The 13,818-nt window shown below is 53.3% G+C and carries 8 protein-coding genes; all 8 read right to left on the minus strand.

The window, feature by feature from the left end; translation table 11 throughout:
• Nucleotides 1-2: 2 nt before the first annotated feature.
• Nucleotides 3-1,565, minus strand: a complete 1,563-nt coding sequence (locus ABD852_RS00760) for a sulfatase family protein (protein WP_345026074.1) — start codon at nucleotides 1,563-1,565, stop codon at nucleotides 3-5.
• Nucleotides 1,565-3,136 carry an arylsulfatase gene (locus tag ABD852_RS00765; protein WP_345026075.1) on the minus strand — a complete coding sequence of 524 codons (1,572 nt, stop codon included), beginning with the start codon at nucleotides 3,134-3,136 and terminating at the stop codon, nucleotides 1,565-1,567. The genes ABD852_RS00760 and ABD852_RS00765 overlap by 1 nt, the downstream gene beginning before the upstream one ends.
• A gap of 1 nt (nucleotide 3,137) precedes the next feature.
• Nucleotides 3,138-4,724, minus strand: coding sequence for a sulfatase-like hydrolase/transferase (locus ABD852_RS00770; protein WP_345026076.1), 1,587 nt, complete (start codon nucleotides 4,722-4,724; stop codon nucleotides 3,138-3,140).
• A 45-nt stretch (nucleotides 4,725-4,769) separates the two neighbouring features.
• Nucleotides 4,770-6,197 carry a sulfatase gene (locus ABD852_RS00775; RefSeq protein ID WP_345026077.1) on the minus strand — a complete coding sequence of 476 codons (1,428 nt, stop codon included), beginning with the start codon at nucleotides 6,195-6,197 and terminating at the stop codon, nucleotides 4,770-4,772.
• Between the two features lie 61 nt (nucleotides 6,198-6,258).
• Nucleotides 6,259-7,848 carry a sulfatase family protein gene (locus ABD852_RS00780; RefSeq protein WP_345026078.1) on the minus strand — a complete coding sequence of 530 codons (1,590 nt, stop codon included), beginning with the start codon at nucleotides 7,846-7,848 and terminating at the stop codon, nucleotides 6,259-6,261.
• A 41-nt stretch (nucleotides 7,849-7,889) separates the two neighbouring features.
• The gene (locus tag ABD852_RS00785; RefSeq protein ID WP_345026079.1) at nucleotides 7,890-10,394 is read right to left on the minus strand and encodes a DUF4962 domain-containing protein; all 2,505 of its coding nucleotides are present in this window, start codon (nucleotides 10,392-10,394) and stop codon (nucleotides 7,890-7,892) included.
• A complete protein-coding gene (locus ABD852_RS00790) occupies nucleotides 10,394-11,779 on the minus strand; it encodes a TolB-like translocation protein (RefSeq protein ID WP_345026080.1) in 1,386 nt (461 codons plus the stop codon). Before ABD852_RS00790 ends, ABD852_RS00785 begins: the two co-directional genes overlap by 1 nt.
• Before the next feature lie 143 nt (nucleotides 11,780-11,922).
• On the minus strand, nucleotides 11,923-13,812 hold the full coding sequence (locus ABD852_RS00795) for a RagB/SusD family nutrient uptake outer membrane protein (protein WP_345026081.1): 1,890 nt from the start codon (nucleotides 13,810-13,812) through the stop codon (nucleotides 11,923-11,925).
• Nucleotides 13,813-13,818 lie beyond the last annotated feature (6 nt).

Here is a 13,818-nt window from a genome sequence, read left to right on the forward strand (position 1 = left end):
GGCTACCGGGCGGAAGACCATATTCGTTCCCTGCTGTTTGTGATGGCTTCCAGTTTTTCGGTAAGTTCTTTCACCTTCTCCGGGTGTTTTTGATAAAGATCGGTCGTTTCACCGGCGTCTTCTGCCAGGTTGTAAAGCTGCCCTTTCGGCTGGCCGGGAGCGGGTATGAGTGTCTTCGGTTCTGTAAAACCGCCGGAGCCAAGTCCCTGTATCAACTTCCAGTCACCTTCACGAATGGCATAGTACCCGTTGGAAGCACTGTGCACGACTGCCGGCTGCCCTTCGACATAGCCGGATTTTCCCGTTAACACGGAAAGTATGCTGTAGCTGTCTTCAGGAAGGCCCGGCACTTTTTTCCCGCCGGTAATTTCCGCTACGGTCGCCACCAGGTTCGTGAGTGTTGTGGTAGCCTCGCTTACCTGCCCCGCTCTGGTCCTGCCCGGCCATTTTACAATGAATGGTATCCTGTGCCCGCCTTCATAAATGTCGGCTTTCATACCCCGGTATGGGCCCGCAGCCCTGTGAGCAAATTTTGCAATATGTTCTTCCCGCCAGAAAGGCCCGTTATCGCTGGTGAAAATGACCATTGTATTTTCTGAATAACCCAGCTTGTCAAGCTCTTCCAGCACCGCGCCTACCGCGTCGTCCACCTGTCGAACGAAGTCCCCATATTCCCCTGCGGCGGACTTACCGCGGTGTTCAACATCGGGCAGCCACGGCGTGTGCGGGCCGGTAAGCGGCAGGAACAGGAAAAAGGGACGTTTCTTTTCCTGCCGGTTCAGGAATTCCTTTGCTTTGGTTATGAAGGTGGGCAATACCTGCATAAAATCGAAAGATGATGCCATTTTTCCAGGCCGCCAGAAGGGGCCCGTATAACCCGAGTCAAGCGCACTTCCTTCGGTATAGGCTGCCGGAATCTCTGCCAGGACCTGGTTTTCAAGGTAGCAATAGGGCGGCATATCGAGAGAAGCCGGTAATATGTAGGAGTAGGTAAAGCCGGCTTCCTGTGGTCCGCCAGAAATGCTTCCTGTAAAGTCAATATCCTCAGGGGCCATCTCTTCTTCTATACCGTAGCCCTCTTTTTGAAGCAGGTCCCGCCTGTCTTCCTTTACCTGCCAGTCCAGGCCCAGGTGCCATTTGCCGATGACCGCGGTTTCATACCCGCACGCTTTCAACAAAGTGGCTACAGTGGCTCTTCCGGGTTCTATCAGGGTGCGGCTGTAGCCTCTTAAGACCCCTACCGGTTTCCTGCTTCTCCATGCATAGCGACCGGTAAGAATGGAATACCGGGTGGGGGTACACACAGCGGAGGGTGAATGCGCATCCGTAAATCTCATACCCTCTTCCGCCAGTCCATCTATATGAGGCGTTGATATTTTACTGTCAGGATTGTAGACAGAAACGTCCCCGTACCCGAGATCGTCCGCCAGAATGTAAACGATATTGGGCTTTTCCTGGTCCTCTTTTTTACAGGAAAAGCAAAGTCCTGCGAGCATTAAAATACCCGCTGCAAGGAAAAGACTCCGCCGATTGGCAACCGGTACTTTGGATGGGGTTTGTTTCATCAGTCTACATGTTTAACGCCCACATCGGCCGCCCATTTCTTATAAAGCTTCTTCAGCTCATCCGCTCTGGTACGATTCGCCCGGACGAGGTCTTTGCTCTCGGTCGGGTCGTTTGCCAGGTTATAAAGCGACCAGTCCGGGTCCTCCCTGTCTTTGACCAGTTTCCACTCGCCCCGCCGGATTGCCTGATTACCTTCGTGTTCCCAATAGTAGGTCCTTACGGGGGCCTGTTTACCAGTCCATAAAAAAGAAAGGCTGTTCCCCGGTAAATCCCGGTTACGGATTCCGGCCAGCTCTATGGCAGTGGGCAACAGGTCGGTTACATATGCAGGTTCAGGGTAATATCCCGCCGTTGGTTTGATATGGCCGGGCCAGGAAACAATGCAAGGTGTGATGATTCCGCCTTCATGGAGAAAACGTTTGTATTTCCGGAAAGGCGTATTCGATACATTGGCCCAGGGCGTGTCGTAGGTGACATATGACCCGGGCTGCCCGATTTTTACCGTCGGGTCGTTGAAGTTGCGGCGGGCTACGTTTTCGGCACAAGCGCCGTTATCCGACAGGAAGATGATAAGCGTGTTGTCAAGTTGGCCGTTTGCTTTCAATTGTGCCAGCAGCTTTCCGATATTCCGGTCCATGCGGTCGATCATTGCTGCGTACACCGCCATTTTTCTCACCCATTCATCCTTATTGTCGGCTGACTCCCATGAAGGTATGTTCGCAGGCCTGGAAAGAAAGCTGAAACGCTTGTCCGCCAGGCCAAGCGATGTCATTTTTTTATACCTCCTTTCGCGGATAACATCCCATCCGTCACTGTATACTTTCTCATACGGAGCTACATCTTCTTCGGGAGCATGAAGGGGGAAATGAGGGGCGGTATAAGCCAGGTAGAGGAAGAAAGGTGCCTTCGGGTTTTCCTTGTTGTGTTTGTTCAGGTACCTGATCGCGTGGTCGGTAAAAGCGTCCGTAATATAAAATCCTTCAGCGGAAGTACCGAACTCTTTGTCTTCCAGTACAATGTGTCTTTTGCCCTTTTCCTGGGGGATCACCCCGTAATATCCGGTTGCTCCGTTGATCAGCCCGAAAAAATGGTCGAACCCTCGTCTCAGCGGCCAATGCTCCGGTCTTTCCCCTACATGCCATTTCCCGGCCATGTAAGTTCGGTATCCGCCTTGCTTCAGGTATTCGGCAATGGTAGGATAGCGGTTGTCGATAAAGCCCTGGTAAGGTCCCGGCTTTACTTCGGCGCCGTCCGGTGTAACCATATGTCCCATTCCGGCTTCATGCGGATAGCGGCCGGTCAGCAGGCTGGCCCGCGTCGGACAACATCTTGCGTTGTTATAAAAGCTGCGGAACTTTATACCGTTCGAAGCAAGACGGTCGAGGTTGGGCGTGCGGATCTCTCCGCCATAGCAACCCAGGTCGGAATACCCCATGTCGTCGGCCATAATGTAGATAATGTTGGGTCTGGAATCGCTGCTTACCAAAGGACCGCCTGCTGCTGGAATTTGTGGAAATAGTACTGCCGTAAGCAGACAAGAGGCATAAAAAAAGGCAACGTCGTGTTTCATTTTAGTTCGTTTTTGTCGTCTGTTTGCGCGCTTTGTCAGACCCTCCCTCCCGGTTGGCGCCGGAGGGGACCGTTAATTCCGGTTCTCTTCCGGCATAATTCTCGTGGAAGCGCTTCACAATGTCGTCTCCGAACCTGATCCGGTCACCCGACCCGTCCATCCGGTTTTGCAATTTCGTCATGAGCTGGTTGAGCAGGCGCTCATTTTCCCTATTCAAAGCAAGGTTCTGCGTTTCCTGCGGATCCCGTTTCATGTCATACATTTCGAGAAAAGTCTCCTCTCTGAACGTGTCTACGATCAGCTTGAAATCTCCGTCGACCAGGCAGCGCTGAGCGCTGCCCAGCGATCCGTTCCCGTCGTATTGTATAAAGACAGCATCCCGCTCTTTATCACTTCCCGCCAGCAGCGGAACCAGTGATTTTCCGTCTGTTTGTCCCGGAGAAGCTGCTGTTCCGTTCAGATCCAGGATGGTCGGAAGCACATCTACCAGGCTTACGGGCGTCGTTATGTTCCGATTTTTTACCGGGTATTCCTTCGGGAGCTTTACCATGAGCGGTACCCGCACCGACTCTTCGTACATGCACATTTTTTGCCAGAGCGAATGGCTACCCAGCATCTCACCGTGGTCGGAGGTGAAAATGATCAGGGCACTGTCGTATAGTCCTTCTTCCCGGAGTGCTTTGATCAGCCGTCCGACTTCATCGTCGAGCAGCTTTACCAATCCCAGGTATTTGGCCCAGGTATTGTCCCACTGTTCCCGGGTATAACGGGAGCCGATAAAGCCGGTAAGGCTGTACATCTGGAGTGGTGATTGCCCGGGGTACCAGCGCCCGACGTTTTCAGGCAGGTGGAAGCCGCCTGGTTGGTACATCGAAAAATAAGGCTCGGGAATGTGAAACGGCGGGTGCGGAGCCAGGTACATGGTATTCAGCAGCAAGGGCCGGCTTTTATCCCATTCCCTGATACTCCTGATACTTTCGTCGGTGATATAGCGATCAAGGAAGTAATCAATTCCTTCTTTGTACAATTCCGTTCTCGGGGTGGAATAGGACCGCAGGCGGGTAAACTTGCCCGACACCAGTTCCGGTGCTTCAGCCTTGAACCTTTTTCCGCCCGGCTTGTCCTTTTTTTGGGTGCTCATCCAGCTGGAATAATCCTCCTGTGTCACCCACTTCGTGCCCGCTGCGGCGCTCCGATCGATTTTTTCGGCCGTAAAAAAGTGCTGTTTACCGACATGGCGACTGTCCCACGAGTTTTCCATTATCGTGTATAAGCTGGGTATTCCCGCCTTGACAGTACCGTATATTTCGTCCTCTTTTGACCAGGGATTGATCATTGAACCGGTACGGTTAGGGTACAATCCCGTAAAAAAGGACGCGCGGGAGGGAGCGCAGAGCGGTGAGGCACAATAAGCGCGGGTAAACGTTACGGCATCTTTCCGGAGCGTTTCGATATTGGGCGTCTGCGCGCCCAATACATCCGCTCTTAACTGGTCCGCCATGATGATAATCACGTGCCCGGGTTTCCCGCTTTGTGAATACACATCCATCATTCCAAAAATTCCGGCCAGGATTAACAGGTGTTTCATTTGTATAAAGGTTTGAGCCTTGAGGTGTGAGGTGCCGGACGGCTGCTATGGTGCTGATTTCTTTCCGTCCGGGTACTTGGCTGCGATAGCAGGATTCGTTTTCCTGATATAGCTGAAAAGGCGTTTCTCCATCAATTCCGCTCTCGTTTTTTCGCTCGCACGGATATTATGGATCTCTCCCGGATCTTTGGCCAGGTTGTAGAGTTCGGTAATACCGGTCTTCCAGAAATGAACCAGCTTATAAGGGCCGGAAATGATGGCGGAGTGCGGGTAGGAATTATTAAAACGGTGAAAATAAAAATCATCGGAGGTGCGGGCGACTTTTCCTTTTCCTCCGTTTTTTAATAGGGAGAACAGGCTTCCGCCATCCAGCCGGCTGTCATTGAGGGGAGTTTTTCCGGCCAGCTCACAGAAAGTAGGAAGGAGGTCCCAGCCGGCTACGGGTACGTCAGACTGAGTTCCTGCTTTGATACCAGGCCCTTTTACAATAAATGGTACCCGGATGCCGCCTTCGTAAAGCGTCCATTTTCCGCCGCGCAGGGGAGCGTTTCGCATCGGTTTTGAGAACGCAGACGGCGGGGCAAGGCGGTTACCAACCGGCGGGATAAATTCTACGCCGCCATTATCGGCCATAAGAAATATGTAGGTATTGGCAGACAACCCGAGCGAATCCAGTGCTTCAAATAGGCGCCCTATACTTGCGTCCAGATCGTAGATCATACCGGCCCAGGCTGCGTTATCGTGCCTGTTTCCCTTTTTCTTATCCGCAAATTTGCGGTAGGTCTGTGGCCTGGTCTCGAAATTTACATGAGTGGCGTAGTGCGAAACCTGGAGGTAAAACGGCTTGTCCGCACCCGACTGCTTCGCCATAAAGCGGATAGCTCTGGCTGTGAGGCTGTCAGTCTGCTTGGGGTTTTCAAGAATATACTCTTTCAGCCACTTTTCTCCTCTTTCCTGTGAAAAGTCGCCGTCCCTGTTGCCTGTATTTCCATCACTTTCATCATACCCCAGTTGTTCGGGTGTTATGCCGGCCCGCAGGTCCCATTTCCCGAAATGAGCGGCGACATATGACGGGTCTGCGCTTTTCAACGTCTCCGGAATAGACGGTGGTCTATGAGCAGCGTCGCGGTAGTTCCCGGCAAATTCTTCGTCGCCCTGGCGCAGGGAAGTCTGGCCGAACTGGATGCTTCTCCTGCTTGGGGTACAGATCGGGTCAGGCGCGTAACCTCGTGAAAAACGCATTCCTTCTCTCACCATCCTATCTATGGCGGGTGTTTCATGGTAGTCACTTGACGCCCCGGCAAGGTGGCGGTCCATCGAAGATGAAAGGCTGCTCCAACCCAGATCGTCGGTCAGGATCAGTACTATGTTCGCGCGGCCGGGAGGCTGGGCCGCAGCGGAACATAGCGCCAGGAACATAGTAGCTACAAGTAATTTTGTTTTCGGGACTTTTGCCTGACGGAGTTTTTGCATCTCTGTAGGAATTGTGAAGGGGTGAGCGGTGAGTTGTGAGAGGTATCTCGGGCCAATCGGGCTAGTGTTTTTTGGGTATAAATGCCGGGTTATAGGCTCCTCTTTCTTTAAATCCGTCAAAGGGGCGCATCGGGCCGAACCGCGGATAACTGTCGAACACTTCTCCGCCTCCCGTCACACGGGGATCGCCTTGCCGGGCCAGTTTTTCCAGAAGCTCTTTTTTTAGTTCCCGCCGGATTTTCTCAGTGCTCCCGGTTAAGACAAGGTTTTGCAGGCAATACGGATCGGTCCTGATGTCGTAGAGCTCCTCGCTGCCGCGTTTTTCAAAAGCTATCCTGAAGAGGTCAGGGTACGTCGCGCGGTGTGTTATCAGAAAGGTTTTGGAAGGCGAGCTGTCTATGTCTTCATATCCGCCCGCGATGGGTTTGGAGTCGGAGGCAGCTGCTGTGCTGTTGTTCCGCGGCGGCGGGTCGCCTAGGGGCCATCGTTCCGGGAAAAAATTAACAATGTAAAGGTAATCGGCCGTCCGGATGGCCCTCGCCGGGTACCCAAGGTTGTCGGGCCGGGCATGGGTGTGTCTTTCTCTGCCTGCCAGTATATAATTTCTCTCGGGATCGATATGGCCCGACTTCCGGTTTTTCAGGACCGGCCAAAGCGAATGTGCCGTCGTTCCTACAAAAGCCGGGAGGCCGGCTGCTTCAAGAAATGTCGGGCAAAGATCAGGCAGGCTTACCAGGTCGTCCACCCGGCGTGCTTTCCCGCTTACCCCCGGACCACAGACGGCGAGTGGTACGTGAATGCCGGATTCCTGCAGATTTGCCTTCGCATAAGGGAATGCCATTCCGTTGTCGGCAGTTACCACGACGATCGTATTGTCCAGCTCGCCTCTCTCTTTCAGCATAGCCAGCATTTTCCCCAGGTGACTGTCAAACCAGCCTATCTCCAACGCATAGTCCAGCAGGTCGGACGTGATCGTGTCGGCAGGGGGCAGGAAGCCGGGAATTTCGGACCGGGCGATCGTCAGGCCGGATTTAGCGCCTGAACCCGCCTCGTAACCCCGGTGTGGTTCCTGGCCGCCGTACCAGAAAAAAAAGGGTTGCCCTGCAGGCCTTTTGGAGAGAAATTCGCTGAAATTGGATGCATAGTCATTTCTGCTGATGCCCTCCGCCGGGCGGGCCTTTACCTGATGTGTGTTATAAGCCGGGCCTACCGGATTCCGGTGCCAGCCGGCTTCCTCGAAATTACCCGGACCCCAGGGTTTGCCGGTATAGCCGATAAAATAGCCCGACTTTTCCAGCGCATCGGTGAAGACGGGGAATTTTTTCGGAAAATAACTGGAGTGCGTGCCGGCCTCTTCCAAGTGCCAGATGTTCCTGCCGGTCAGCAATGCCGCCCGCGAAGGGCTGCATTGGGGGGCTGCTACAAATGCATTGTTAAACAACACTCCCCTGGCCGCTACGTTGTCAAAAGCCGGGGTTAGGAATGTTTTGCTGCCGTAGGCCGATGCATGCGGGAAAGACTGGTCGTCGGCTATCGCAAAGAGGATATTGGGCCGCACCGGAGCAGGTAACGGAGAAACCTGATCCGGGATGTTTCGAACGGATGCCGCCGTGAGCCCGGCTAAAAGGAATGGTACTATTATCTTTTTCATTTCAAACATTTAAACTCTCCTGTATACCTGCAGTAAAATGCTTAAAAGTCGCTAATAAAATCTTCTGCTTCAAAGAGTTTATCGCCTTCACGGGTACTTTCCCACAACTTAGGACCGTGCTTTCTCTGACCCGTGAAAATTCGGTTCCCTGCTTTTATTTCAGTGTCATATAGGGAGAAAATTACATCTTCCGAAGCCGATCCGATGCGAAGGGACAGGGGCAGGTTCTCTGAAAGGTTAGCACTGATTTTCCAGCCTGCGGTTTCTATCACTACCGCATCGTCTGCAGACCCGGGCAGTTCCCTGACTTCTATTATTTGGTTGTTATCGCGCTGGATTCTTATTATCGAAAGAAAACGCATGACCCGGGTGGGAGCGGAGCTGGTGGCGGCCAGGTGCCACTGATCGTTGCTATATTCTTTCCCCGGTTTGCCGGGGCTGCTCCTGTAGCTCACCGCGGGCACGTCGAATTTGTTTTTTAACGACCATGACAAAGGCGCGGAGCTCCAGAGCTTACCGGTTCCGGTTATGCTCCCGGTCCTACCCGTATACCCGTTGCCGGCCGAATCAATAGTCATGTGCCCAAGACTGTGAATCAGCCATGACCATATGGCCGGGTTTTCTGCTTCCAGCTCGTCATAAACGACCAGTATCCCGGGTTTCAGCAAAACAATATGCCGCAAAAATTTTCTCAACCCCGAGTCAACGGACTTTTCTTTACTTTTATATGCACCCGACGCATCCCCGGCCACGTAGGCCAGTGTTTTGCCCTGCAGAAAATAGCGTATTCTGCCGCCCGCTTCAATACTGTAAGGCTGGCCCTTACCGTTGACGAGAATGCCGTTGTGCGCTTTCGTATGCATGCTCCACCCCAGGCGGTGGGGATCATTCATCGCCACCTTATAGCCGGTTCTGAAGAACAGCCGTTTGCCGTCAACCATCACGTTGAAAGTATTCTGATCGGCATGGGCATGCCCGTACGCTCCGTAGGGGCTCGCCCTGAACGCCACCATGATGTCATGCCCGGGGTGTAGCGGATCGGTATGGAGGGAGGCAACGCCGGCTTCCGGAAATACACGGCCCATCCGGAGCCGGGGCGGATCTCCGGGCTTTTTTTCGGACGAAACAGTGGGATGAACCAGGCGGTGCCACCTCAGCACAGGTTCCGTGGCGAGGTCGAAATCCTGCAGCTCGTGCATTTTCTGCAAATACCAGCGGAACCTGGAATCGTCGAGGAGGTTACCCATTACATCCGCATAGGCCGCAAAAAAAGGCGGCGGCGTTGATAGTTCCTCGGTATTATCACCAAAGCCGTCGGCAGATCCGCCAGGCGGTACCTGGTAGATCAGCCAGTCGGCCTGGTTGCGGTACCAGGGATGACTGGCTATGAAATCGAATCCTGTATAGCGCTTTATTTTTTCGGGTATGTCAACCAGCATGTCTATGTTCATGCGAAAATAAGAAGCTCCTTCTGCCCAACCTCCGCCGATACCTCCCAGTACCGGTGTTCTGCCCAGAAAAAGTTCGTAAGCATAGCTCAGCCATTCAGTGGCTTTGTCCTCGTGCCCATAAAGCGCCAGGGCGGTTTTAAAAAACTCATTTAACAGCAATTGCCATACATGACCGCTCAGGATTTTCGATTCTATATTGTTAACCCAGTGGTTGTAAAACCTGTCTGCTCTCACCTTAACGGACCTGATCAGTTGCGCTTTTTTTTCACTGTCCAGATGATTATGGAAGGTGTCGAAAACGAGCGCCATGCCGTACATGGATATCCCGTCGGTAAAATCACTTTGAGAAGAGATGCCACCGGGACCCCAGGAACTGATCTGCATCGCAATCCCGATCGCTTTGTCCCGGTATCTTGGGTCGCCTGTAAGCAGGTAGCCCTGGCAAAGCGGGATCACTGTGTTACGAATGCGGTGCCCGATCCTCACAACTGCATCTTTTTGGCGCCTTTCCTCCTGCAGCGCCGTCAGACTATCCCGGCCGGCTTTGGGGTTCAGGTTTTCGCTTCCTGTTTTCATTTCGACACTTAGTGCCTGCTCCGCTTCCTTGAGTATTGCCAGTGCTTCCGCCCGCTTTGCAAAGCTGCGGAAGTCCTGGCCGGGGTCAGCCAGGATACGCGGATGACCTTCGGGAATGCCGCCAAGAAACTTTTCCGGCGCAGGGGACACTACGGAAACGGCATTTTCGGGAACAAGGAATTTGAGGCGTTCCGACCATTGTTTCCCGCTTACCCGGTATTGCCAGTACCAGATTCCTTTCTCAAGCAACCGGTGCGGGTTATACATGGCTCCCGGCAATTCCCTGGCTTTCCATACCGGCTCCCGGGAAAAAAGGCTGTCCATAGAAAGGCGCACGTCGTAGGTTATGCCGCTGCCTTTCCGGTAGGGCCACATTAATACGACGGGGTTTATCCTTATAACAGAATTGCCGGCAGGTTTGGGCGTTTGCAGAAAGACGGTAAGCGGCGTTGCGGATTGCCCATAAGCGCGGGTGGCTGCCAGCAAAAAGAGGATATATTTTAAATAGCTCAGTTTCATTATAATAGTAATTTCTTCAAGTCTGCTATAAACACCTTGCGCTGCCCCAGCGGGGCTCCGTTGAAGCAAAGCTGACGGCCATGGCGGCTCCAGGCAGGGTGAGGGTCGAGCTTGTAATGGCTGCCGCCAGAGTCAGCTTCACCGGCCCTTGACTGCCGGATGCCGCCTCCCACGTCATTAGGGATATTACAAAGCCTCAGCTCTGTGTCGTCTTTTGTGTCCAGCATCCTGATGGCCACCTCGCCATTCGCCGAACTGATATAGGATTGTTTGGGGTAGGCATCTGCCACCAGGTACCGGCCCGAATGTTCCATAACAGGATGTCCGCTCCCGCGATGCTTTTCGGAAAGGATTGTGAACCCTGAACCGTCATAGCGAAAACGACAGAACATCATCTCATCGAAACCCATCCAGGTGGGTACGCAGTTCATAATAATATGTTCACCGTCCGGGTGCCAGTTCGGATGGTTCCCGGACCCGCCGGATCTGGCGAGCTGGTTCCAGTGCCCGGCACTGAGGCACTGCAGGAGTCCGGATCCATCGGTGTTCATGGTGAAAAGGGAGGCATTTCTTCCTTTGTTTTCCCGTTGGGCCCTGAATACCTGGAGGATCCTGGTGTTCTGCCGGTTGAACTTAGAGTGGAACAGGTAGCCAATACTTCCGGTATACCGGTCTTTATCGGCTGCAGTTTCAAAAAAACGCTTCATCGGGACAAGCATCTTTTTGGTATTGGTTTCCAGGTTCGTATGCCATAAACCTTCACTTTCCATGTCTGCCGGGACAAACGGAACAGGATGCCCTCCCGGACCGTCAGGGACGGCATAACCGTACTGGTGGATGTTCATATTGAGAAGATTTGGGCTTATGGCTGAACGGCCATCCGGGGCGAGGTCGTACTTCGATCCGGCGAATACCCGTGTTTCTTCGCTTTCCAGGTCGATCCTTACGCATACCGCTTCTCCGTTAATAAGGTCATTGGTATAGAGGTACCGGTCCGAAACGCTGTCCCACTGCACGTTAGCACCCAGTTGAAAAGACCAGGCCGCGGTTCTGTATATTTCCCTGATCCGCCGGTTCGGAAGATCAACCACGCAAACGCCGGCGGTATCTCCCCATACGGGCTTCCGGCCCTGGTAGGGGAGGCGGGTAAGCGCGAGCATTTTCCCGGAGGGGCTCCAGGGGCAGACGTCATAAAAGGTATGGATATAAAAGCCGTCATCGGGAGTGACCTGCACAACCGGTACGGGAAACCGGCCCTCTCTGAATGGCTTGAAATCATAGTTCATCCATGGGGATGCTGTCGTTCTACCGGCAAAAAGTCCCGGTGAAAGTAGCGACAGACCAGCTGTCGTAGCGGCTTTAGAAAGGAAATCCCGACGATTCATTTTTGATTGGACAAAGAGATTTTTACTGGTACCCTTGTCGGTACCTCACTGCGTCAGAAAGAAGCCCATGAGCTGCAGCGTTGTTTCCGAAGCCCGGTTTTGCGGGCTTTCGGGGAAACAACATTGCAGTAGAGGGGGGCTTACTAATAACCTTCGTTTTGGCTCATTGTCGGGAAAGACAGGTCGATCTCGCTTTGGGGGATTGGTCGCAGGTAGTGCCTGTCGCCAATTTCAGATGACTTTTGCGCCCAGGGATTGTATTTGTTGACCCGTTCTATCAACTTACCGGTTCGTTTCAGATCAAACCAGCGGCTATATTCACCCATCAGCTCCCTGGCTCTCTCATCGAGAATCATGTCTATGGAAATATTGGCGGCGGTAGCGCGGTAGGAGGTCACCTCAAGGGAGGTAAGATTATCCGGCTGGGCCGCACATTTCGGGTTGCCGCCAACCTCTTTTAAAGCTCTGTCAACCACTTTGTTGTAATAAGCTTCTGCTGTGCCCAGTTTCCCGTTCCCGGCTCCCTTCAGAATGGCTTCGGCGGCTATGAGATAGGCCTCTGCCGATCGGAATATGGCTTCATTGAACGTACCGTAGGAATCGCCATAGGCGATCCCCGGCTGCCAGAATTTCCACATCATCGGATGGTCTCCAGCACCGTAGCCCGATAGCCTTGAATAAGCTCCGCCATATTCGTCCACGTTGATCACCGCATAGCGCATCTTCCCGCCGATGTCCAATCCTCTTTCATCGAGGGTAGTGGCGGGATTGTTCCACGGTCTGAAATAGCAGACTGTGTCGCCTTTTATGATGTTGATCTTGTTGTTCGGGTTGAGACGGACGGGCAGGAAATTGCTTACGTTCGACAGCGCATAGCCCACTTCCACGAAGTTGTGGTCGTAACGCGTATCCAGATCCGGGTCAAACATGCGGTATACCGCCGGGGTAACTATGTGATGAGACTGGTACCGGTTATAGTCGCTGGTCCTGCCGACGGATCCGGCAAATCCCTCTCCGCCTCCGCCGAATATGGAGTGAAGATTATTTCCTCCCGCGATATCTACCGGGAAGGCGGGGTCGGTCTTATTGGTAAGCACGTCGGAGTTGTACTGGACTGAAAAGATAATTTCCGGGTTTTTGTCGTTCTGTGCGCCCGTATATTGAGTCAGGGGATTTTCTGACCTGGTCGGGAAAAGATCTTTGTAACGGGCGGCCAGCGGATACGATTCAATGATCATGTCGGCATATTCCAGTGCTTTCTGGAAGTCGGCATCACTTCCGCCCAATGCGTTGTTAAAATTCCATCCCCTGGTGAGATAGACGCGCGACAACAGGAACCGGGCGGCCCCCTTCGTCACTCTCCCGTAGTCGGATGCTGTGACGGGGAGCCTGGTTTCGCTTTGGGTGAGATCGTCTATTATTTGTTTGTAGACGTCTTTAGACGGCGCCCGGTTGGCTTCCTTGCTTGCCGTCGTGGTTTCAACCAGCGGCATCGGTACATCGCCCCACTGCTGAACCAGGTAGAAATAGCAGAGCGCTCTCAGGAACCTGGCTTCGGCTGTCCTTATATTCTTCCGGGATTCGTCCATAGCTACGTCGGGCGCCCGGGATATTACCGTATTGGCTCTGCCGATTTCGGCATACAGCAGGCGCCACAAAGCCAGAAGTTCCCCGTTTGCGCCGTTCAGGCGGGTATCGTATACATCGAGCGCGTCCGGATCTACTTTCTGGGAAGCAGACCACCCGGTGCCCGACGAAAAGATATCCGTTCCGTTCAGTACGAGCGCACGGGTCTGGTAGATATTGCGGAGAAGCGGATAGCAGGATTTGACCAGGTCTTCAAACCCGGTTTCCGTCTTGTAGTAGACATCGGTAGTAAGCGTAGAGACCGGCTTTTCAACCAGGAAGTCGTCGCCGCACCCGGTCGAAAAAAGGCAAAGCCCGAACAGCCCGAACGCCACAGACCGCAAACGATGTTTTGATTTCATGCGAAAAGACCAGCTGTAGGTGGAAAGACGCTTTGATTTGCTCATTGGGGG

The sequence above is a fragment of the Ravibacter arvi genome (assembly GCF_039540405.1).
Lineage (GTDB): Bacteria > Bacteroidota > Bacteroidia > Cytophagales > Spirosomataceae > Ravibacter > Ravibacter arvi.